Origin of the sequence: Sphingobacterium bovistauri (genome assembly GCF_020295405.1) — a bacterium.
GTDB classification, from domain to species: domain Bacteria; phylum Bacteroidota; class Bacteroidia; order Sphingobacteriales; family Sphingobacteriaceae; genus Sphingobacterium; species Sphingobacterium bovistauri.
Genome location: NZ_JADEYP010000002.1, coordinates 33,430 through 58,796, shown reverse-complemented (window position 1 = coordinate 58,796; position 25,367 = coordinate 33,430). Strand labels below are relative to the sequence as shown.

The following is a 25,367-nucleotide window of genomic DNA, read 5'->3' as shown; positions in this document are numbered from 1 at the left end:
CGTTGATAAATGGCATTTGAAATTACTTTTAAAAACATTACCACAATTATCAGATTTTAGCTCATAGCACCCTCTTTTTATCCCCTTTAAAAAAAACAAAAAAAGCATTCAATAAATGAATGCTTAAATATTAATTAATGATGTTAGTACAGATCCCAATCTGGTGGATTTGCACCAATGAGATGTTTCACAAAAAAATCCCTGCGTTTTTTTTCGCCATAGTCACCACCTGAGGAATGCCCCATTCCTGGAACTAAGATTAATTCATGATTTTTATTTGCTTTTATTAATGCATTACTTAGTTGATAAGTAGATGCAGGATCGACATTATCATCCAACTCACCAACAATTAATAGTAATTTACCTTTTAATCTATATGCATTTTCTACATTTGAACATTCCCCATATTCAACACCAATTGGCCAGCCCATCCACTGTTCATTCCACCAGATTTTATCCATACGATTATCGTGACAACCACAGGAGGATACTGCTACTTTATAAAATTCGGGATGAAATAATACCCCACCAGTTGAACTCTGACCTCCTGCTGATGTACCATAAATGCCTACACGATCAATATCTATATAATTATATTTTTCAGCTGCTGCTTTTATCCATTTTATACGATCAGGGAAACCTGCATCTTTTAAGTTTTTCCAACACATATTATGAAATTCTTTTGAACGATTTGATGTTCCCATCCCATCAATTTGAACAACTATAAAGCCCAATTCAGCAAGCTCTTGCATCCCACTAGGATTGGTATTAAAAGTTTTTGGAACAAAAGAACTATGTGGTCCAGCATAAATATATTCTATAATCGGATACATTTTTGACGAATCAAAATTCGTGGGTCGCACAATTATTCCCCAAATATCGTGTTTATCATCTCTGCTTTTGGATGTAAAAATCTCGGGTGCTTTCCATCCCAAATCATACAATTTAGTTTCATTTGCAGATTCCAGTTCCATCACCACTTTACCTGCTTGGTCTCTTAAAACTGTAATAGGAGCTTTATTGATTAAAGAATATTGATCCACAAAATAAGAAAAATCAGTATTGAAAAATGCGCTATGATTAGCATTCTCTTTTGTTAACTCTTTCAAATTATTACCATCAAAATCGACTTTGTAATAATGAATTAAATAGGGGTCTTGATTTCTATTTTTTCCGCTTCCTTCGAATAAAATATAGCGCTGCTTTTGATCGACATATATAACTTTACGCACCACCCAATCTCCCTTAGTTATTTGATTTATAACTTGACCAGTCTCTCCATTAATGTGATACAAATGATTCCAACCATCTCTCTCTGATGACCAGATGATTTCTTTACCTTCGTTTACATCGTATCTGTATTTCTTACCGCTATAATCAATAAAAGTATCACTAACTTCATTAATGATATACTTACTTTGTCCATTTTCAGCATCTAATTTTACAATTGAATACTGCTGATGTCCTCTTTTATTGAATTCAAAAGTCACACTTTTGCTATCTTCACGCCATTGTAAATAGCCTATAGAAAATTGATTATCTACTAACGATTTATCAATTGCAAATACTTTATTGGTTTCCAAATTACATATTACGGGAAAATATTGTGGTAATGCATCACCGGGTTTTGCATAATGACGGGTTTGCAATTTTGGCTGCAATTGATCAATTGGAGAAGACTCCAACAATGTTAAAATACGTATTTCTTGTTTTGTAACCCTTGTTGAAACTATTTTTTTACTGTCAGGGGACCATTGTATTTGTGCTGAATAATATTCTCCAGGACTCCCATCAAAAGTCAATTGCTTTTCAGATTTGGGATCAGCATATGATACATAATATATGTTATTATTCTTTATATAAGCGGATTTCAATTTATCTGGTGAAACAACTATTCTACCTTTAGTTTCATCTTGACGCTGTCCCCAATAACCAGAAGATCTGGAATTTTCTTCCACTTCACGTACTTTTTTTAAACTTGATAGATTTCTATTCCAATGCCAAATCACATTTTTATAGACAAACTCCACTGTATCTTTCCCCAACAATTTCATGGTATATCCACTAACCATATTTATATCAACTTTCTGCGAAGATTCCCTTTCCAACAACTCTGAGAAAACTTTAGCGTCAAATAGATGTTCTTTTTTTCGTGAAGCAACATCCACAAAAACAAACTCCTTTCCCTTTGGATTACGTTGTTCATATAAAAAAGCATCACCCTTAATGTTCCATTTAATATTGGTTGGAATATTATAGACACCTTCTCCAAGTGAGGAACGAATTTTTTTTGAACGCTGATAATCTTCTATTGTTCCTTGCGCTAAAACAACACTTAGATTTGTTATAAAAACAACTACAGATAATATTTTCCTAATCATTTTTTTTAGATTTTATAATGTAATAAATAGGAATGCCTAATAAGGTAATAATAGCTCCCAATATAGAATATGTCGGTTTAAATAGGACTAATGAAACAATAAAAGCTATACCCATGAATATATACAAAACAGGAAGTACCGGATAGCCAAATGCTTTATAAGGCCGTTCCAAATCAGGTTTTAACCTTCTTAAACGAATAACACCATAAATCGCTAAGACATAAAACACAACAACTACACAGGTTATCATATCCAATAAATCACCATACTTACCACTCAAACACCAAAGCGCCGAAACAAATCCTTGAATCCACAATGCATAGCTAGGTACAGAATACTTATTTAGGCCTTTTGCTTTCTTAAAAAACAAACCATCTTCAGCCATTGAATAATACACACGTGCTCCTGCCATAATAAGACCGTTGTTGCATCCGAATGTACTTATCATAATCATAACTGCAAGAATAGTAATACCTACAGGACCAAATATCTCTTGTGCGACACTCATCGCAACACGATCTTTAGGTGCATTGACCATCGCATTTAAATCCAGCACCGAACTGTACATCAAATTGGTAAGTAAATATATAATGGTTACTATTATGGTTCCTAAAGCTAAACTTAATCCGATATTACGCTTTGGGTTTTTAATTTCACCAGCAACAGCAGAAGAAGAGTGCCATGAATCACTGCTGAATAACGCACCCACCATTGCTGCTGACAGAGCTCCAAAAGCCGCAAAAGAGGTGTAATTTTCAAATGAACCATCGACATTAAGCTTACGTAATGTCCATGTGTTTTGTGAAAACCAATTCTGGTTCCATATTTCGTGCTTAAATGCTAGAAATCCAAATAATACTAACAAAGACAAACTCAATAGTTTGACAAGGGTAACACTTGTCTGCACCCACTTCCCTGCATTGACACCACAAGTATTAATAAATGTCAACAATAAAATAACTGCTATTGATAACATTTGTGCTGAAGATATTTTAAGACCTCCAATCGTTAACAATATTACATCCTCATCCAATATTGGAAATAAATAAGCTGTAAACTTAGCAAAGGCCACCCCTACTGCAGCTATGGTTGCCGTTTGAATAACTGCAAAAAATGTCCATCCAAAAACGAAACTGACTAAAGGATTATAAGCTTCTCTTAAATAAACATACTGACCACCTGCTTTCGGAAACATTGCACTTAGTTCACCATAAGTAATTGCAGCAATTAAAGTCATGATCCCACTAAGTACCCATACAATCATCATCCACCCCACAGATCCTGTATTACGAACTATATCTGCTGTTACGATAAAAATACCTGAGCCTATCATACTTCCTACAACAAGCATTGTGGCATCTAATAAACTTAATGATTTTTTAAAATTAGGTTTTTCGGTGGTCATCGTATTTAATTTTTGAATTGGTAAAATTTCCAAGAGGTCTGGTGGTCTGCATCTAATTTTTGGTCTGTCAATATTGCCCTTAACATTTCCATTGGCATATAATTTTCTTTGATTACTCGATCATGAAATTGCTTATAATTCATTTTACCGGAATCCACCATTTCTTTCTTAATATCCATCAACTGCAATCCACCAACTAGATAAGCCAGTTGATATAATGGGCTATATGAACCTTCAAAAGACCTTTTAACTTCACCATGTGCATTTGCTGGTTCAAATCCTACTCTATCTACCAAATAATCTATACATTGTTGTGGTGTCCATTCACCCAAGTGAAATTTTATGCTGAAAGTTATACGAGCACAACGGTGCATTCGCCAAAAAAGCATCCCTATACGTTCTTCAGGAGTTTTTGCAAAACCTTTTCCATACATCATCAGTTCCCAATACAATGTCCATCCTTCAGTCCAAAATGGGGTATTAAAAGCTTTTTCCCGATAAGGTTTATGTCTTCTATTCATGAAATACTGTAAGTGATGACCTGGAATTAGCTCATGTTGAACGGTACCTCTTGAAAAGTAAGGATTATTACCACGCATACTCATTAACTTTTGTTCCTGTGTCATAGTATTTGTAGGGTAGGATATACTGATTTCACGACCGCCAGTGAAAAATGGATTGACTAATTGACGTTCTGCGCTCATCATTATCATTCCCCAGGTTTCATCTGCTAATGGCGGAATATCCATCAAATCATGTTTTTGAATAAAGGTTTGTGCGTCGTTATATAATTTAAGTATAAGCTCAGGTTGTCTTCCTTCAGGAACATATGTGTTTTTCACTTTCTCTTGTGCTGCTTTCCAATCTTTTCCGAACCCCATTTCTTGTGAAGCTTTCAACAATTCTGCTTCACACCATGCAAATTCTTGGTCTGCAATTCGAAGTAATTCCTCGGTATTATAAGCAATCATTTCATCTTTCAACTGCTTATTGAATGAATTTTTCCCAATTGGTGTTCCTCCTATATTACTACCATCATTAAAAACTTTCCAATCACTTTTTTCCGAGATGAGTTTGCTGTAAGATGTCAAATCCTCAGATAATTGTTTATATGGAGCAGGAACCCACCAACTAAACATAGGTTCATATTCATTATAGAAATCAAAAGAACTGGAAAGGCGTAACTTTAACGATTCTAAAACTTCTTTCAAAAAATTCACATCGGTATATGGGATGGAATTAACACGTTGAAGTTTCTCAGTCTCCTTTTTTATTAACTGAATAGCTTTTTGCAAATTATTCGCAACTTCTTCCCCTTTTATTGTTGTTCCACGTCTTCGCAATTTTTCGAAATCATAAATTATTTGATCAAATGGAATAAATAATTTTATACGTTCATATGTTTTTAATTGCTCAATCAATGATTCCATATTAAATTTCACTTTACGATTAAGTAAAATAAAATCAACTTGACCATTGGTATTTAATTTTTTGTATGGAAAGTCTTTGAGCTTTTGAATGTATTCCTTATCCAATGTTATTAAGCGTTCAATCTGCTCTGGAGTCTCCATTGCAGACTGCTGCCCCCAGCCCTTTGGCATTGGGCCATAAAAATAATTGATCGCCTGTTGATCGTGACCATATTGTATTACAAAAGGCTCAATTGGTGTAGTATGTTGATATAAGTCTTGTGCCATTACAACATTATTAGTAAAAAATAGGATAAGAATAAAAGTGGTTATTTTGGTAGTTTTCATAATGTAGGTTTTTGGTTATAATTGTTTTAGCCAAACCTATCGGGACTAAAAACCGAAATATTTGTTTCAATTTTTCTATTTGACAAAATATCACTTATAGATTTACCCATTGCCGGACCTAAACTTAATCCCATCATACCTCCTCCAGCAGCAATTGTGACATTATCGTATTTGCTTGTTCTTCCTAAATAAGGTAAACCATCTGGTGGACAAGGTCTATATCCATACCAGATATCTTGTTTTGGATAGTCAACACTCAAATTTTTCAAGTATTTAGGTATTGAGTTTACAATCCCTTCAACACGGTTTTTATATATTTTATTGTTGGGAGAACCCAATTCCATAGTTCCTCCAAATCGTATTTTGCCATCCATAGGTGTAACAGCTACTTTTGCTTCTAATAAAAGTGCTGCATGCTCCAATTTCACATGTGTTGGGGGTGTATACATAAATGAATATCCTTTACCTGGCATTAAAGGTAATTTCAAATGAAGCTTATTGGTCAACTCCATCAAATATGACCCTGGACAAAGGACAAATTCATCGCCTGCATAATTACCCTTATCTGTTACTATTTCTTTTATTTTATTACCTAAAATATTATATCCTTTAACCTTTGTTTGCTCGTGAAAAATAACACCTCTACTTTTTAAATAGCTGACAAGCTGTTTCATGAGTTTCATCGGATTGAGCTTGCCATCACATTTATATAGTATTCCCCCTAATATATCAATCTTTACACCTGACTCGAGAGCCTGCATTTCTTCGGCAGTTTTAATTTCTACATCCAATCCTAATTCTTGAGCACGTTTAGCTAATTCTTTTTCTTCATACTCTACCGATTTGGTTTTGTAAAGCATCATTATACCATTTTGTTCCAACTCAAAATTAAATGCTGAATCTTGGGATAAGCTATCATAAAGTTGACTACTATATACATTTAGATCCCTTAATGGCTCCACATGAGCTGATACATGGTTTTTATTTGCATATCTCATAAACTTAAATCCCCAATCCATCAAATTAAAATTCAGAGATGGTCGAACATAGAACGGACTTTTCTTGTCAAACATCCAACGAATTCCTTGAGAAATCATTCCCGGGGAAGCCATTGGTGTAAAATGACTAGGTACAATCATTCCTGCATTTCCGTACGAACAATTGTTATCTAATGTATTTTGTTCAATGATCTGCACATTCCACCCTTGATTTACTAAATAATATGCGGTGGATAAACCTGCTATTCCGGCCCCAATAATGACTACTGTACCTTTTTTCATCTTGTATAAAACATTATTTTGCGACTAAATAACTTGAAAACCGTCTTTGTAAGGATCCTGATCGTCAATAAAAATGGTATTATATCCTGTAATTCGTGCCCAGCCTTCAATTGATGGAATGATAGCTGGTTGTCCATTTATGTCAGTAACAGCTTCAACTTTCCCCGTAAATTGGGAGCCTATATAACTTTCATGAATAAATGCATCACCTTGCTTCAATTTACCTTTAGCAAACCATTGCGCCATTCGCGCCGAAGTACCTGTCCCACAAGGAGATCTATCTAAAGCATTCTCACCTACAAGTACTGCATTACGACCTGAAGAATTACTTTTCATGGGTTTACCCGTCCACTGAATATGGGTTAATCCTTTTATATTAATATCTTCTGGATGGATAAATTCATATTTTTCATTTAACATCCCTCGAATGATTTTTCCGTAATGAATCAGTTGAGCAGCTGTAAAATTCGAAATATCAGCGAAATTTTGCTGTGGATCAATGATTCCATAAAAATTACCACCATAAGCGACATCCACATAAATATCTCCCAAATCAGGACATTTTACTTGTAATGCTTCTTTATAAAGAAAAGATTTTACATTAGTGAGCTTTACAGACGTAACTTTTTCACCTTCCTGTTTATAATCTACCAAAACAAGTCCAGCAGGTGTTTCTAAACGTAATTTTCCTGGAACCTTTGGTTTTATCAAACCTTCCTCAATAGCTATAGTTACTGTACCGATTGTACCATGACCACACATTGGAAGACAGCCACTTGTTTCGATATATAACACTCCTACATCATTTTTTGCATCAATTGGTGGGTATAAGATACTCCCACTCATCATGTCGTGACCTCGTGGTTCAAACATCAAACCCAAACGTATCCAGTCATATTCTTGCATAAAATGGAGCCTTCGCTCCATCATACTATTCCCATTTAAGAATGGTCCTCCTCCTGCAACTAAACGAACAGGGCAACCACAGGTATGTGAATCGATACAAAAAAAAGTTTTTCTCATAATTTAAGGTAAAATGCGCTTGTTATTTTCGATTCTTTCGATTCTTGAAGGATTTGAATTTTGAAGTTCTAATGGTAATAATGTGTCAGGCCAATTTTGAAAACTTATAGGTCTTAGAAACCGTTTCATTGCATCTGGACCAACAGAGGTGAATCGACTATCTGTACTAGAAGGGAATACCCCTCCATGCTGCATAGCATAAACAACTTCTACTCCTGTGGGCATTCCATTAAATAGTAACCTGCCACATTTATTTTTTACTAAATCAACTAAAGTTAAATTTTGTTGAATATCCTGTTTTGTTGCCGCAAAAGTAATTGTTAATTGACCTGCCAAATTTGAAATTATATCTTCCATTTGGGATATTGAATCACATTCTACTATAACACCACAGGGCCCAAAAACCTCTTCTTGCAAATGTTTAAACTTCAGAAAATCAGTTGCATTAACAGAATAAACTACTGCGATAGGTAAATCTCTACTCTCAGCAGTCGATCCTACAACATTCGCTACGACCGTTGAATTTAATAGATCAAGTGATTTATCATAAGATTTACGTATTCCTTCATGTAACATGTGCCCCACTTCTACTGACCCAAACTCTTGCTTTATCAATTGTTTTAAGTTCTCTGAAACTTCATTCTTTAATAAGAACAATATTCCGGGGTTTGTACAAAATTGTCCACAACCCATAGTTAGTGATGCTATATATTCTTTAGCGAAATTTGTCGTATTGGATTGCAAAAATTCAGGCATAGCAATAACAGGATTCAAACTTCCCATTTCTGCAAATACTGGAATAGGTTCAGGTCTATTTGCACCAATTTTAAATAAAGCCATCCCTCCTTGAAAAGATCCAGTAAATGCTACAGCTTTGATTTTTGGATTAGCGACTAAAGATTGACCGACATCATGTGAATTACCTGATGCATATCCAAAAATTTCATTTGGCGCACCGAATGCTTTTAATCCATCATATATTGCTTTCGCCATAATACGTGATGTACGTGGATGTGCAGAATGTTCTTTGTAAATAACTGAACATCCAGCACCTATAGCACTTGCCGTATCTCCACCGGCAGTAGAGAATGCAAACGGAAAGTTTGATGCTCCAAATACAACAACTGGTCCCAATCCAACATTATATTTTCTAATATCATTTTTCCCTTCTCCATAATCAATTCGAGCATCTAACAAAACACCAGATGCCGTAACATCAGCATAAAGTCTCCATTGATGAATTGTACGTGCCTTTTCCCCATTTAACCTGGCCAATGGCAAATTCGTTTCCTCATGAGCCGTTTGTATCAGTTCATCACCCAATGCTTCAATACTTGAGGCTATTGAATACATTAATTCAGCTCGATCTTTTCTAGACATTTGCTGAAGATGTTTATATCCATCCTCAGCATTAGCGATTAAAATATCCAGTTCCATTTTATTAGTTTGTAGCATAATTTAATGCCGTTAAATGAGGTCTGACTGCAATAGCATCTCCAATAATTTTTTCAATTCTTACTTTCTCTTCACCAATTAAAGGTAATCGAGGAGCACGTGTATAAGGCGTGCAAATTCCTTCGTAAGTAGCTGCTAATTTTATATATTGAATTAATTTTGGATGAATATCCAATTCTAGCAATGGCATAAACCAACGGTATAATTCTACAGCTTTGCTATATTCTCCTGCCTTAACCAAATTATACAATGCCATTGTTTCATTTGGAAATGCGTCAACAAGCCCAGCCACCAATCCATCTGCTCCTACCATTAATGATTCTAAACAGATTGTATCTACCCCCCCTAAAACCTTTAACCGATCTCCAAATCTGTTCTTCAATCTAGTCACGTTTGCCAAATCACGCGTAGACTCCTTCACGGCTTGAATTGTTGGCTCTTGTAATAATTCTTCCAACATATCTAATGAAATATAAGTCGCATAGTCTACAGGATTGTTATATACCAAAATAGGCAAGGAAGTACTTTGTGCAATTGCTTTGAAATAAGCGACTACTTCTCGATCATCAGCTTTATAACGCATTGGAGGTAAAACCATCAGGCCATTGGCACCAATTTTCTCCGCACGTTGCGCAAATTCGACAGCATCTTTCGTTGTATTTTCTGTAAGATTAAGGATAATAGGGACTCTCCCCCTAACAATTTCAATCGCTTTTTCTAGCAATAAAAATTTCTCATTCGAAGTCAATGCACTTGCTTCTCCTAAAGATCCAGCTAAAATAATACCATGTACCCCCGCATCAATTTGAGCTTCAGTATTTTTTTCAAACATGGAGAAGTCAATATCATCATGTTTATCGAATGGGGTTAAAACTGCAGGATAAATACCTTCCCAATTTAAGTTTGCCATATTTATAATTTATATTAAAGACCTACTTTCAAAAGTATTTAATCAAATAAGCAAACCCTAACCACCAATTGACATATAATAACCAATAATTAACTTCTTACATATTTGTTTATTGATTTATAGATGTTTCATAACGATGTACAAACTCTTTTGGTGATAACCCCGTACTTGCCCTAAACACCCTATTAAAATTAGTAATACTGTTAAATCCACTATTATATGCAATCATTGAAATACAATCATAACGCTCATTTATTAACAATCGACAAGCCTCGCTAACACGTAATTCATTGAGATAACAGACAAAGGTTTTACCTGTACATTTTTTAAAATACCTACAAAAAGCTTGTGGAGTAAGATTTGCCTTTTCTGCTATAGTATTTAAATGCAAATCTTCACGAAAATGTTGTTTAATATAATTACACAATCCGATGATACGAATGGATGCTACATCATTAATCTCCTTGATTATTGCACCAGACAAAGGTGATACATCTTTTGAAATCACATTCAGTAATTTGAGCAGATATATAAAATTAATTAGTCTATCAGCACCATCTGAATTTTTTAATATTACTATTCGAGAAGATACATCTTTTATATACTCCTTAGGAACACGAAAACCATTACTAAAATTTGTTAAAAAAGTTTTCAAAGTTTTTAATTCAGGAAGACCAAATATGTATTCTAAAGTACCTTTAAGATTAAAAAACACCGAAACTGTCCGTACATGCAATGGTAGCTTATCACCTTTAAAAACATGCGGTTGATTAGCTCCTATTAAAAAAACCTCACCTCGCTCAAAGTCATGTAAATTATTATCAACAATAAGTTTACCATCACCTTCAGCAATCCAAACCAGCTGATATTCTGGATGCTTATGAAAATGTGGATAAAATGAATCTAGGACTTCGTCTTGAACAACTATGGTTCGATCATTAGGAATGTTCAAGTTATAATGTAGCGCTTTCATAGTTTAGAATTTGGTTAGACTTTACTCTAAATTTAACTAAACTTGATAGATAAAAACAATAAAAAAATGCAACAGGATAAAAATAAAGTAGAATGGGATAATATTCAGTAACTAAAAAATCGATTATTCTGACATCTTTGTGTCTCGTGTATAACGTAACCATAAATTTGCACTCATCTTGAGTTCTACAAATTCAATTATATAATTAAGTCATTTCTAAACTAAAATTTATGAAAAGTATATCCATTTCATGTCTTGTTATTTGCTTATTTGCATTGGGACTACCCAGCAAAAGTTTTAGTCAAAATCCTTTTTGGGAAGAAATTAAGAAACAACCAGCTACTTTAGGAATTAATAAAGGATCACAAGATTTTAATCTAAAAAACTTTAATATTTCAATATTGAATTCTTCACAGACTGCATCAAGTTTGAAATTGAAATCAGAGAACAATTTTGATTATACTCCTGACGAACTCCTAAACAAAAGGGATAGGAATAAATTTTATCATTTTGGTGACATCAACATTACTATAAAAGCAGAAGGAACTACTGTTTGGAAAAGTTTTTCATCATCTACCAAAAGAATTGATGTTAAACCCATACATACTGAGAATAAACAAACGCTAGCTGCTTCAGATATTTCAGCTTCCTTAGGAGAAATTCCTGTTCAAGTAAATCGATATTGGCAAAATATAAATGGAGATTTAGTATTAAAATTTGAAATAATTAATACATCAAATCAAAAGTATGAAATAGGTGGATTAGGAATTCCTATGATTTTTAACAATAATCTAGACTGGAAAAATTTAGACACCGCACATATGGATAATGTATTTTTTGATCCATATATTGGAAAAGATGCGGGTTATTTACAAGTCAACAGGTTACATGGTAATGGCCCAAGCCTATTGGTATTGCCTTATGAAAATGCAGGATTTGAAGCCTATAACCCTTTAAATTCAGATCCAACTCCAAGAAGTATTACTTTCGAAGGATTTCACGAATGGCTAATTCATAGTAAAGCTCTAGCAGAAACTGATTGGAAGGGTGTAGAACAATGGAATACGCCTACTTCATCATTTTTAAAACCAGGAGAAAAAAAATCTTTTGCTGTACGTCTTGTACTAGCTCCAAGCATAAAAGAAATTGAAAATGAACTAATTCGCCAACAAAAACCTGTGGTTGTGGGAGCTCCAGGATATGTATTACCACTTGATAATACGGCTAAGTTATTTATTAAATCCTCAAAAAAAATAAAATCCATTCAAGTTTATCCTAACCAAGCTTTATCAATTACTAAAGAAAAGGATACACCTAATAAATGGGTAACTTATCAAATAATAGGAAATAAATGGGGAAAGGCTCGTTTAGAAATAAACTACCAGGACGGAAGCTTACAAACAGTTCACTATAAAATAATAAAAGCCGAAAAAGATGTTGTAAATGATTTAGGGAACTTTTTAACAACAAAGCAGTGGTATGAAAACCCAAGTGATTTATTTGGAAGATCACCATCTGTTATATCTTACGATTATGAAACCAAAACACATATTACTCAAGAAAAACGAGCTTGGTATGCTGGTCTTAGTGATGAAGCAGGAGCAGCTAGTTGGCTAGCGGCTATCATGAAACAACTATTACTTCCGGATGTTAATGAGGTGAATAAACTCAAAAGATTTGCTAATGAAACCTTATATGGTCGAATTCAACATAAAGAAGGAAAAAATAAGTATGGAGTTGTTAAAAGTCTCTTCTATTATGAGCCAGATTCAATGCCAGTTGGTACATATAGTAAAGATATAAATTACAAGACATGGTCTGCTTGGCCTAAAAAGGAAGCAAATAATATCGGTCGTTCATATAATTATCCACATGTTGCTGCTGCGCATTGGGTGCTTTATAAGTTGAGTAAAAATTACACTAATCTTGTTCCTGAAGAAGATTGGTCTACGTACCTAAAACGCGCATACCACACAACAATGGCAATGGTAGAGAAAGCTCCCTATTATGCGCAGTTTGGTCAAATGGAAGGAAGCGTGTTTTTATTTATTTTAGAAGATTTAAAACGGGAAGGATTATTGACTGAAGCAAATCTATTAGAAGCTAAAATGCGTAAACGTGCTGAACATTGGCGTACTTTAAATTATCCTTTTGGCAGTGAGATGCCATGGGATTCTACGGGTCAAGAAGAAGTATATATGTGGTCTAAGTATTTTGGTTTTGATGATAAAGCTTCAGTTACATTAAATGCAATCTTAGCATATATGCCTACGTTACCACATTGGGGCTACAATGGTAGCGCACGTCGCTATTGGGATTTTGTATATGGGGGAAAATTATCTCGTATCGAACGACAATTACACCATTATGGATCTGCATTAAATTCCATTCCAGTTCTCAATGAATATCGTAACAATCCTAGTGATTTCTACTTACTGCGTGTAGGACATGCTGGTATGATGGGAGCTTTAGCCAATGTTACGGAAGATGGCTTTGGTCCTGCAGCGTTTCACTCCTATCCATCTACTTTAGCTAATGACGGTATATCGGGTGATTACGGTAGTGGATTTTATGGCTATGCTGTAAACTCTGGAACTTATATTGTTAAACATCCTGAATTTAAGTGGATCGCATTTTCTGGAAATCTTTCACAGAACTCAAATAATATAGATGTAGAAATAACTACTGCGTCTAAAGCGAGGATCTTTTTAGCAGAAGAGAATTTATGGCTAACAACGGACATAGGTGAAATAAACAATTTACGCTATGACTTAAAAACTAAAGATGTCATCCTGACTTTCAACAGTAAGGTTAACAATATAGAAATAGAACACATTATTTTATCTTTGAATGAAGAAAGTGGATATAAACTTCATGGTTTTGAGAAAAACTCAAATGGTAAATATACACTACCAAAAGGTACAACTTCATTAATTTTAAAAAAGATATAAACAATGTTTTCTACTGATACATATACCAATCGCAGACAACAATTATCACACAATATCAACAGTAATGGGATTCTCTTATTTTTAACAAATAAAGAGAATCCTATAAATTTTGAACATAATACCTATCCATTTAGACAGGATAGTACATTTTTATATTACTTTGGGATAAATGCAGCTGGAATTTCTGCGGTAATTGATTTAGATAGTAATGAAACTATAATATTTGGTGATGAGGCAAGTATAGATGATATTATATGGACCGGAAAAATAGAAACATTAAAAGAAAAAGCTAATAAATCAGGAGTTTACAAAACACTGCCATACAAGGAATTAAAACCTTACTTCCAAAAAGTAATCCAACAAAATCGAACTATTCATTATTTGCCACCTTACCAAGCATATAATCATATTTTAATAGCAGATTTAACTCAACAACACATCTATGCATTACAACCTTCAGCTTCTTTTATACAAGCCGTTGTACAACAACGTTCTGTAAAGGAGCATCAGGAAGTTCAAGAGATTGAAAAAGCATTGACTACCACTGTAGAGATTCATAAAATGGCTATGACCATTACCAAGCCTGGAATTAGGGAATATGAGATTATCAATCAGATGCGTCATTTTGCAGAAAACCAAGGTTGTAAATTTGCTTATCCTCCTATAGTCACCAAGCATGGTGAAATATTACACAATTTACATAGTCATCATAGGATATCGCTAGGTGATATGATTCTGAACGATTCTGGATGTGAAACAGAACTAGGTTATGCTGCTGATTTAACACGAACTTTTCCTGTTTCTGAAAAATTCACACCCATTCAGCGCGACATTTACAACATCGTACATCAAGCTATTAATACTGCTAGCGGAGTACTGTCTCCACAAATAAAATTTCGTGATGTACACTTACGTGCAGTAACGACCTTAATGGAAGGTTTAAAAGACATCGGTATAGTCAAAGCTAATATAGAAGATGCAGTACAAGCTGATGCATTTACCTTATTCTTTCAATGTGGTACTGGACATATGATGGGCTTGGATGTACACGACATGGAAGATTTGGGTGAGCAATATGTTGGTTATACATCAATTGAGCCAAAAGACACCCAAACATTTGGGTGGAAATCTTTGCGGTTAGCAAAAAAACTTGAAGTAGGTAATGTTCTTACAGTGGAGCCAGGAATATATTTCATTCCCACTTTAATTGATCTGTGGGCAGCAGAAAGAAAGTTGTCTGAGTTTATTAATTACGACAAACTACTTGATTACAAAAATTTTGGAGGCATACGTATTGAAGACAATTACGTTATTACCGCTGATGGTTATCGAACTTTAGGACCAGAACTAATAAAATCGATTGATGAAATTGAAGAATTGAGATCATCACAGATATTATAATTAGATATTAAGAGCTTGTATCTCTATTAGTTTTAATTAAGGAATCAGAATTTAATTTAGTAATCAAGGATCTTATTAACATCAAGGAGCCAAATTTTATAGAGAATTTGGCTCCTTTAGGTTTAAACAAATGAATTTTTAAAATAAAATTTGCAGTCATTAGACTAATATTACTTTTTTATACAACTTCATTATTTATATAAATTATTTCAAAGTAACATCTAAATAGACTGAATGCCTACCATAAGTATCATAAAAAGGCTTGAAAAGTACGCCATCGATTTGGAATTCTAAAGTTTTCGGATCTCCTTGTATAGATTTACTTAAGTCTTTGGCATCTAAAGCTACCTTTCTCCAATCTACTCTAGCCTCAGGTTCTTGAGCAGCTAACAATATTGGTCCATAAAATAGACTGGCAATATTTTGCTGATCCATCACAGGATCTAAATGAAAGTCAAATGGCATTTGCAAATCTATGATATCTCCATTTTTCCAATTTCTTTGTAATGACAAATATGTGCCCGGTTGAGCATTTACAGTTTCCTGCTTACCATTTATCTTTATCTTAAATCCCTTTTTTGCCCAGTGTGGTACACGTACGTTAACTTTAAAATTGCCTTTACCTTTTATCGTTAAACGTGTGTGATCCTCCTTAGGAAAATTAGTTGTTTGCTCGATTATAACATTACGTTCCTTCCAATTCAATATTGATGGAACATAAAGATTAACATACAAAGATTTATTGTCTATACTGCGGTGATAAATTGCATTCTGCAATTTGGTGTTGCTCTCAATTGCAGTACCATTACAACAAGTGAATCCAGTCATATTTGGATTTCCAAATTGCTTTACTGAACCAGGTCTTAATGGAACATGATAAGTATTAGCAGGAGTATGCTCATCTACTGAAGCTAAAATATGGTTATACAAAGCGCGTTCAAAATAATCCATATATTCAGCCTTTTGCTCGAACATAAAAAGATTTGATGTCAATTTCAACATATTATAAGTTGCACACGTTTCATTTTGTCCTCCAGCAGAAAATCCATTTTCATATATTGTTGATGGTTCTTTTGCAAAACACTCTGCATTGGCTGGATTTCTTGCTCCAGCAACACCTCCAATACTATACATATAATCATTTACTGCTTTATACCAAAAGTTGTCAGCGATTTTATAATAATCGTCTAAATTGGACACACGATACATTTCAATACTGCCGACAATTTGTGGAATATGTTGATTAGAGTGTAATCCACGAAAAGAGTCAACATTCTTTGCCAATCCATGCGTATGTTCTGCATTGCCAAAAAACAAATCTATGTTATCAAAAAGTTGAGCTGTTTTTAAATATTTAGTATCTTTTGTTATTGCAGAAAGTTGCGCTAATGTTTCATTCATTCCTCCAAATTCACCTGCTATATATGTATTCCACATACTAATTAGTGTTTCTTTTGGTAAGGCATTCAAACGTACATGCACCCAATCTGTCATTCCTACAGCTAAATCAAGAGCCTTTTTATTACCACTTACAGAATAAATATCTAAAAGTCCTGCCAATATTTTATGGAGAGTATAATATGGAGCCCATACCTGATTTTTCTGACCTCCATATTTAGCACCTTTTTCCAACATTATAAATTGATCTGGAGGATATGCACTAATAAAGCCTTTTCCCCAGTTCCAATAATCTGTACGAATACCTTCTATACTTAGGTCTGAATCAAATCCATCTTTTCCCTTGGCCGCAGAAACAGATAATGGGTTTGCTTCAAATTCACTATTATTATTTGGTTTTCCTGAAAGTTGCGACAATTCATATAAAACATCAACCATGTATAGCATCTTTTGAGCAAACTTATCATGCATCTTACTATCATTATAAGTGCCTGCATAAGCTTGTGCCAATGCAGTCAAATAATGACCTGTAGCATGACCACGTAATTTGGTATCTTGACTATCCCAAACCCCTAGTGGTTTAGCTCCTTCAGGTTGTTGTTGACCAAAAGCATTCCGAAACATATACAAGAAAGAATTAGGGTCTGTATTAACTAGTGTACCCAAAAACTTATCTCTATTTTCTATAAACTTTGTCTGCTTATTATTTGAATCCCATGTCAATGAAATTTGATCCAACGAAAATGATGCTAATTTAATAGTAGGGGGGTTAGATTTACTATTTGCCTTTACTGTCACAACAGCTTTAGGAAGAATATTGGAACCGGGTATTTTACCTGTAATAGTATATTTTCCTGCTTGCAATACTTCAGCATTATCAATTGGTGCAGGCCAAATCACTCTAACTTTAGGCCCAATCATGTTGTCCATATATTCCCCTTGTAAATAGCTCGGTAATCTTGGCAACTCTCCTAGTTGAGTCTCTACCTCGCAATCTGCAACGCTCTTCAAATATGTATTGTACAATTGTGCTTGACTAATAGGAAACTCCGGAAGGTTGTCTTGCACTTTCCCCATTCGCTCCTGATCCTGACGTACTCCCTTTACTATAGTATTATATACTCCAGTAATTTGGCCTTTTGTTAAAGGCACACGGTAAATTCTGAAATCATGCAACAGTGCATTTAGACTTTCTTGATTTTTTAGTATAGAATTACCAATTACTATTTCACTGCTACCAACAGATTGTGTACCGAATAATTTCGAAAAATCAATGGGAATATTCTTTTCCTCAGCGAGAAGTTTATTATCTACATACAAACTTATTGTCTTAGAAGGAGCATCCAAGACCACGACCAAATGTGCCCATTTATTAAGTGGAAGAGAAGTCGCATGAATAGTGGTGCCTGCAAAAGCTATAAAAATCTTTTGTTTATCCTGCGAAGCTTTTAGTATAGATTTATTATTTTTCGCAAATTCAAAATAAGTTTGAGTTGTAGTATTTGATTTTGAATACAACCAAGTTGAAATACTCAAAGACTCTATATTTAATAATGCATCCTTGGGTATTGATAGATATTCTGAATGTTTATTGTCAAAAGATAATACTTTATTAAACTTAGTATCTGACACAAATTTTGGCAGACCTTGTTGGTAACTGCCATGTAAATTATTTCTAGACCAATCTTTTAAATCTCCATTAAAGATATATCGTGAAACCATTCCCGTCTCACCAATACCATCTAATATTTGATCACCATTTTGAGCTTTTAACGATATACTTGAGCATATGACTAATATCGAAGTCACAACTCTACATACATTATTTACTATCCACATATATTGTCCGTTTAATTGATTCATTAAGTATGAATATTAAAATTATGAAATCAGTGAAGTGCTTTTAGGGTTGATTTTAGCTAAAAACAATTGAATATTAACTGTTTTAGAAAAGATGGTATTAAAAATGAGAAATGGCTATAAAATATATTATAACCATTCCCAAATTTTGATAACTATAATTATAAACCTATAGACTTAATTAAAAGCCACATTGATTTCTTTTTTATTCAACCAATTAGATGACAAAACAATCTTACCCGTTTTTTCATCCGTTTGGTTAGCTTTGAAATAGATAATCATTCTTCCCCTGAATACTCGATGTCTATTATCTGTATAGCTCGTCATGTCAGAATTATTACCTGCTTCCATACCTAACAGACGAATATTTCGAGAAGATTCAAACGTAATCTCTTCATCAGAAAGAAGTACAGGAACACCATCTTCATCTACGAGCTGAATTTCCAACTGTCCAATCTCTCCATCTTTTGAAATGGTAATTTCACTGCCTTGCATTACAGTAATTGCTTTCGCTCTTTTTGAAGTTTTTATGAGATTCCTAGACACCTCCTTACCACTTTGATCCAAACCAACAGCTACCAATGTACCATCAGTGTATGGAATATCCCAAAATAGAACACCATGATTGCCCTTATCAGACTTTTTCTCTCCTACTATCTTGCCGTTCAATTCAAGATAGGCTTGTGGTGCATTGGTATAACATACCACACGAATGATTTGCCCATTTATATAGTTCCATATCGGCCAAGCATCTGTAGAAGGAGCTTCGTTCCGTCTCCGCTCTGATATTTGCAAAACGGATGTATTATCCTCCCAATTTGCATCATGCAAAGGATAACTTCCGATATACAGCATAGGTTTTTCATTCCATAGTGATTGCCTAAAATACCCTCTTGGCTTGATATACCCTCCAAGATCTAATAATCCTACATAAAATCCACGTGATGGCCATCGCCCCGACTCCCCCAAGTAATCAATTCCTGTCCATAGAAATTGTCCAAAAATAAATTCATTATCAGTTACCGCCTTCCACGCTTCTAAATCATGACGATTTTCACTACCATAGATCACACGATTAGGGTATTTTTTATGGTCTTCATGGTACTTACTTTCGGTATAATTATACCCGGCAATATCCAATACTTTTGGATAATCAGTCTCATTTGACATGGCTACACCAGCTAACCCTGCTGTTACGGGTCTACTTAAATCATATTTTTTCACAACAGCCACCAACTTCTTTGCAATATCCCCAAGGCGCATGGCATCTGGTGCATCCTTTTTATAACCACCGTAGATAGCTTGCGTAAACCCTTTGTTTTTATCACCATCTAAAATCGAATGTGAATAGGGATCGTTTGGATAGTCTACCTCGTTACCTATGCTCCATGCAAAAATGGATAAATGATTGCGATCCCTCTTAACCATACTTGCTAAATCTTCTTCACCCCACTTTTCAAAATAATCATAAGTACCTTGAAATCCTGGTGTACCCACATTCCAACCCTCTAACCATTTTCTCTTTGGAAATTCCCATTCGTCGTATGCTTCGTTAATTACCAATAAACCTAATTTATCACATAACTCATATACGATAGATGCTTGTGGATTATGACTAGTTCGAACCGCATTGACACCGATTTTTTTTAGATTTAATAGCCTACGCTCCCACACCTCTTTGTAGACCTCTGCCCCAAGGACACCTGCATCATGATGAAAACAGATACCTTTCATTTTCATCCATTTGTCATTCAAAGCAAAGCCTCGATTCGGATCAAAAGTGAATTTACGAAACCCTGTATTGACCGTAGAACTATCAATTAATTGATCTCTATCGTAAACTTTAGTTACTAATTGATAAAGAATTGGAGACTCCAAAGACCAAAGCTGTGGCTTAAGAACTTTCAGGCTTGATTTAAACTGATTTTTTTGATTTTCAGCTAATGTATGTTGAGCTGCTTTTTTAGTTACAACTTTACCATTGGGGTCTATAAGTTCGTATTCGACTTTGACTTTCTTGGATTGACTATGATCATTTACCAAATTCAATTCTATTTGCAATGTTCCTGCATCTTTACTGATCTCGGGATAGCAATATACCCCCCACAAGTCAATATGGATGGGCTCCGACTTCACTAACCATACATCACGATAAATTCCAGATCCTGTATACCATCTTGAATCTGCATCTTGGCTGTGATCCACTCGTACAGCTATTACATTGTCTTCACCAAATTTTAAATGCTTAGTCAAATCATACATAAATGAAACATATCCATTTGGTCGATGTCCTAGAGACTGCCCGTTGACGTACATATCACTACGATTATAAACACCTTCAAAATAGATAGCCATCTTTTTGTTAGCATCTTCTTTTGGGACATTAATCACTTTATAATACCAAGCAATACCGCCAGGCAAATACCCCGTAGCACTCGCTAGTGAAGGATTCAATGCTTGTTTGACTGACCAGTCGTGTGGTAAATCTATGCGTTGGAAAGAACGGTCAAATTGCCTTATTCCTTCTCCGTTCTTGATGTCGCTAAGTTTGAAAAACCAACCATTATTCAATTTAGTTTGTACACCAAACCCAGCATTTGCCCATACGTCAACATATGCAAAGATGACCAATAAGCTACTTAGCAGTATTTTAATTGAAAATTTCATTACAAACTAGGAATAACAGGCAATACATTACCTTTCTCATCAAATTTCAACGGATCAATACATACTTCACGGTGATAACCAGCTGCATCGCCCATCGCGATACCATTAGGGATACTAAAACGATGATAAACAATATACCATTCGTCCTTGCCAGGTACTTGAATTACAGAATTATGTCCTGTACCATATATGCCACGGGCTGGATCCTTTTGTAAAATTTTATTGTTTTCTGGAATGATGATTTTGCCTGTTGGTGAATCAGAATACCCATAGCGCACACTATAATTTGGACTACGTGTATCATCTTCAGACCAGAAGAAATAATACTTACCATTACGAACAATAACAAAGACACCTTCACGGAAGGTTCCATTTGGCGTAATGATTTTCATTGTACTTTTCTTAATGTCAATCATGTTTTTCTCCAGTTCTGCTACCGCCAAATATCCATTCCCCCAGTACAAATAACTTTTTCCTGACTTTGGATCATTAAAAACAGCTGGATCTATCTCTTGACCACGGTTTATACCTTCAGGTTTGAAATCAATCAATGCTTTGCCTGAATCTTTGAAAGGCCCAGTAGGCTCATCAGACACCGCAACACCAATCTTTTGTGCTGCCGTGAAGTAGTAGAAATACTTGTAGTTTTTACCTATTTTTTTCTCTGTTATTGTCGGTGCCCAAGCATGGCGATTGGCCCATGATACATCCTTTTTCAAATCCAAAATAACACCTTCATCTTTCCAATCTTTCAGATTTTCCGATGAAAATGTCTTGAAGTAATATCCACCCCAACCATCAAAGCCATCGCTTGTCGGATACAAAAAGTATTTTTTATGTTTTTGTGAATAGATAATATCTGGATCGGCATAATAACCCTCCAAAACAGGATTTTTCGCCTTAGGAATTTCTATACCTTCTGGTTTACCCCACTTATTGGTTAATGCAACTAATTCAGAGCGAGTAATTGGGATAATAGAACCATGTCTGGGATGAAAATCCATTGAAATTTTTTCGTCGATTAATTTAAATCGATCTAAATCTGTACTTTCTGTAAAATCATAACGGCCTTTGTGATATACATCATACATCAAGATGTACTTGTCTGAATGATTTAATTTAAAAAGACTTGACCCTTCCACCGCATCACGTGTTTGTTGTTTATAGCCTGGTTGCTCGATCCATTTGCCCGAAGTCAATGAATCTGTCAATGCCAAGCGTAAACCATTTCCATGACCTTCAGTCTTGTAAAAGAGATAGAATAACCCATTTTTATTAACGATATCTCCATCGATACAAGATTTTTGGTTCTTAGGAATAAATAATGGCTTTGGCTCTGTTTCTAAATCAGTGAAATCAGCATTCGCATACGAATAATAGATGATATCTGGTCCATCACCATGTTTCATTGACCAATAAACCATGTATTTTCCTGCAGATTCATCATAGATAGTTTGAGGAGCCCATACTCGCTTCAAATCTTCGTGTCCCTTAAAACGCTTCTGAATATGTATGTTAGAATGTGTCCAATTGATAAGATCGTTTGACTTTAACAATACCATTGCTCTGTTCGAATCCCAGCCTTTTGATGAAGTCATATCTGTCAATACCATATAAAAACTTTTTTCGTCATGCCCACGCAATACATGCGGATCACGAACACCACCAGTCAGACTGATCTTTGATGAATTAAGTATAGGTTCATTTTTATTTAAAGTTTTATAATTGTAACCATCTGTACTGACAGCATAACAAACTACTTCATTCTCTACTGCATTACCACGGAAATAAGAAAACAAATAGCCTACATAATCTTTATCAGCAGGGCCTGATTTATATGGCTGTGCACCTACAGTGAGTACTAGTAAATGTATACAAAGAAAAGCTGCTATTTTTCTCTTAATGGATGTTGTTTTATTGAGTATTTGTATCATAATATTAGTTTCTAGCTTGATAGAGTTATTATATTCCTTCGGAAGTCATGACAATTCGTTTAATGGTACCGTCATCATTATATTCCATTTTATCAATGCATACAGAACGACTGTAACTTCCTCCATCTGTGTTGATTCCCCCATTATGGTATATGAAATACCATTTCCCTTTGAATTCAAGAATTGACTGATGGTTTGTGTTACTATTGCCTGCGATTTCATTCAATATACCTTTGTATTCCCATGGACCCTGGATATTGTCAGACATTGCATATTCAATTTTCTCTGGAAATCCTGTAGCATAAGTTAAGTAATATTTTCCTTTGTATTTATGAATCCAGGGAGCTTCTGTGAATGAAAATCCGTCAAAATTGATTTGTTTAATTTCCCCATCAATTTCAATCATATTATCTTTTAACTTGGCATAATAACATTCTCGATTCCCCCAAAAAATCCATGCTGTACCATCATCATCGATATAAACCGCTGGATCAATACAAGCCCAAGAATGCGTAGATGCAAAACAGTCTTTATTGGTCAATAAAGGTTTTCCTAAAGCATCCTTGAAAGGTCCCTCAGGTCGATCAGCGACCGCAACGCCTATTCCAGTATGATTGGTACTTACATAAAAATAATATTTACCATTTCGCTCCGTAACATGACCTGCAAAAGCTGCCTTACTCGTAGCCCACTTAAACTCTGATACGTGTAGAGGCACTGGATATTCTGTCCAAGTCTTCATATCCGTTGTGGAATATACTAACCAATCGCGCATGACATAGCCACGCTGTCCTCCTTCGAAATCGTGCCCTGTATACAACCAAAGCGTATCACCCTTTACCAACGCTGCTGGATCGGCTGTATAATGATGTTGGATGATTGGATTTCCTTTATGCTGAAAAACGTATCGATCTTCTTTTTCTTTTGGTTGAACAAGTTCAGGAACTACTCCTCCCCATTTGCGATCCAAATTTCTAGCTTCTTCTTTTGTAATAGAGATTATACTTCCATGTCTAGGGTCAAAATTCTTAGTAAATGACTCTGGTTTCTCCGTGAAATTTGCTAAATCTTTGCTGCGTTGGAACTCGTATCGACCATCAGAATATACATCGTACATTAACAAATATTCATCCGAATTATTAAGTTTGAAGATACTAGAACCTTCGACTTTGGTGGGGGTATTTGCATAAGCATCCAAATAACCGTCATTTTCTTTCCATGGTCCCCATAGTGAATTCGACGTTGCTACTTTTATGCCATTTTTGAATTCTTTGCCATTAGCATCCTTGGTGTTTCCTTTATAAAAGAAATGATAAATCCCTTTATCAAAAATAATATCGCCATCAATACCACCAAATTTTGGACTAAAAAGAAGCTTTGGCTCTGATTCAAAACCCGTAAAATCTTTATTCGCGTAAGCGGCATAGAAATCTAGCTTCTCATTATGATGATAGCGAACAGTGAAGTAAACTAAATACTTACCTTTTTTGCTGTCATAAAATGTTTGCGGTGCCCACACCCATTTTACATTTTTAAACTTTTTAGGATATGACTTTTCTAGATTAATGACTTTGTGTTTCCAATCTGCCAAATTATCAGAATACATCATAACAAGGCCAGGGTTATTGTCCCATCCATTTTTGAACGTCTTCATATCGGTTGCTACCATATAAAAACCTTTGTCCTGTCCCCTCAATAAATGTGGGTCACGGATACCTCCTGTACTCGCAATGGTATCAGAAGATATTAATGGAAAATTGTTATTCATCGCTTTCCATTTAATGCCATCTAAACTCGTCGCAAAGCGTAAATACTCACGCTTCATAGGGTCGCTCTTTCCTTCAAAATAAGCAAACAAATACCCCTCAAATTTAGGTGTATCGTTTTGTTGCTGAGCCACCAAGGACTGACTCAACAACATTAGAAATGGTATAAATATTTTTTTTAGGTTCATTGTTAATTTGTATCGTAA

The 25,367-nt window shown here is 34.8% G+C and carries 14 protein-coding genes; 2 read left to right on the top strand and 12 right to left on the bottom strand.

The window, feature by feature from the left end:
* Positions 1 to 143: 143 nt before the first annotated feature.
* The 8 genes from IPZ78_RS01510 to IPZ78_RS01475 form a co-directional block, all read right to left on the bottom strand.
* Positions 144 to 2,381, bottom strand: a complete 2,238-nt coding sequence (locus IPZ78_RS01510; RefSeq protein ID WP_225551160.1) for a S9 family peptidase — start codon at positions 2,379 to 2,381, stop codon at positions 144 to 146.
* On the bottom strand, positions 2,374 to 3,786 hold the full coding sequence (locus tag IPZ78_RS01505) for an APC family permease (protein WP_225551159.1): 1,413 nt from the start codon (positions 3,784 to 3,786) through the stop codon (positions 2,374 to 2,376). Before IPZ78_RS01505 ends, IPZ78_RS01510 begins: the two co-directional genes overlap by 8 nt.
* A 5-nt stretch (positions 3,787 to 3,791) precedes the next feature.
* Positions 3,792 to 5,543 (bottom strand): DUF885 family protein, encoded by a 1,752-nt coding sequence (locus IPZ78_RS01500; RefSeq protein ID WP_225551158.1) that lies wholly within the window; start codon positions 5,541 to 5,543, stop codon positions 3,792 to 3,794.
* Positions 5,544 to 5,569: 26 nt separating this feature from the next.
* On the bottom strand, positions 5,570 to 6,823 hold the full coding sequence (locus tag IPZ78_RS01495; protein ID WP_225551157.1) for an NAD(P)/FAD-dependent oxidoreductase: 1,254 nt from the start codon (positions 6,821 to 6,823) through the stop codon (positions 5,570 to 5,572).
* A 24-nt stretch (positions 6,824 to 6,847) separates the two neighbouring features.
* Positions 6,848 to 7,846 (bottom strand): 4-hydroxyproline epimerase, encoded by a 999-nt coding sequence (locus IPZ78_RS01490; RefSeq protein ID WP_225551156.1) that lies wholly within the window; start codon positions 7,844 to 7,846, stop codon positions 6,848 to 6,850.
* Positions 7,847 to 7,849: 3 nt separating this feature from the next.
* Positions 7,850 to 9,301: an aldehyde dehydrogenase (NADP(+)) gene (locus IPZ78_RS01485; RefSeq protein ID WP_225551155.1), complete on the bottom strand. Its 1,452-nt coding sequence runs from the start codon at positions 9,299 to 9,301 to the stop codon at positions 7,850 to 7,852.
* Positions 9,288 to 10,211, bottom strand: coding sequence for a dihydrodipicolinate synthase family protein (locus tag IPZ78_RS01480; protein ID WP_225551154.1), 924 nt, complete (start codon positions 10,209 to 10,211; stop codon positions 9,288 to 9,290). The genes IPZ78_RS01485 and IPZ78_RS01480 overlap by 14 nt, the downstream gene beginning before the upstream one ends.
* 109 nt (positions 10,212 to 10,320) lie before the next feature.
* Positions 10,321 to 11,184 (bottom strand): AraC family transcriptional regulator, encoded by an 864-nt coding sequence (locus IPZ78_RS01475; protein ID WP_225551153.1) that lies wholly within the window; start codon positions 11,182 to 11,184, stop codon positions 10,321 to 10,323.
* Positions 11,185 to 11,414: 230 nt separating this feature from the next.
* On the opposite strand from IPZ78_RS01475, the gene IPZ78_RS01470 reads away from it, so the two are divergent.
* The gene (locus IPZ78_RS01470) at positions 11,415 to 14,135 is read left to right on the top strand and encodes a DUF5695 domain-containing protein (protein WP_225551152.1); all 2,721 of its coding nucleotides are present in this window, start codon (positions 11,415 to 11,417) and stop codon (positions 14,133 to 14,135) included.
* A gap of 3 nt (positions 14,136 to 14,138) precedes the next feature.
* Positions 14,139 to 15,536: an aminopeptidase P family protein gene (locus IPZ78_RS01465; RefSeq protein WP_225551151.1), complete on the top strand. Its 1,398-nt coding sequence runs from the start codon at positions 14,139 to 14,141 to the stop codon at positions 15,534 to 15,536.
* Positions 15,537 to 15,740: 204 nt separating this feature from the next.
* On the opposite strand, the gene IPZ78_RS01460 is transcribed toward IPZ78_RS01465, so the two are convergent.
* From IPZ78_RS01460 to IPZ78_RS01445, 4 genes are all read right to left on the bottom strand, one after another.
* Entirely contained in the window at positions 15,741 to 18,797 is a 3,057-nt protein-coding gene (locus IPZ78_RS01460; RefSeq protein WP_225551150.1) for a beta-L-arabinofuranosidase domain-containing protein, read from the bottom strand.
* 174 nt (positions 18,798 to 18,971) lie between these two features.
* Complete coding sequence (locus IPZ78_RS01455; RefSeq protein WP_225551149.1) at positions 18,972 to 21,461, bottom strand: sugar-binding domain-containing protein; 2,490 nt, start codon at positions 21,459 to 21,461, stop codon at positions 18,972 to 18,974.
* Positions 21,461 to 23,395 carry a family 43 glycosylhydrolase gene (locus tag IPZ78_RS01450; protein WP_225551148.1) on the bottom strand — a complete coding sequence of 645 codons (1,935 nt, stop codon included), beginning with the start codon at positions 23,393 to 23,395 and terminating at the stop codon, positions 21,461 to 21,463. The genes IPZ78_RS01455 and IPZ78_RS01450 overlap by 1 nt, the downstream gene beginning before the upstream one ends.
* Before the next feature lie 28 nt (positions 23,396 to 23,423).
* Positions 23,424 to 25,349, bottom strand: coding sequence for a family 43 glycosylhydrolase (locus tag IPZ78_RS01445; RefSeq protein WP_225551147.1), 1,926 nt, complete (start codon positions 25,347 to 25,349; stop codon positions 23,424 to 23,426).
* Positions 25,350 to 25,367 lie beyond the last annotated feature (18 nt).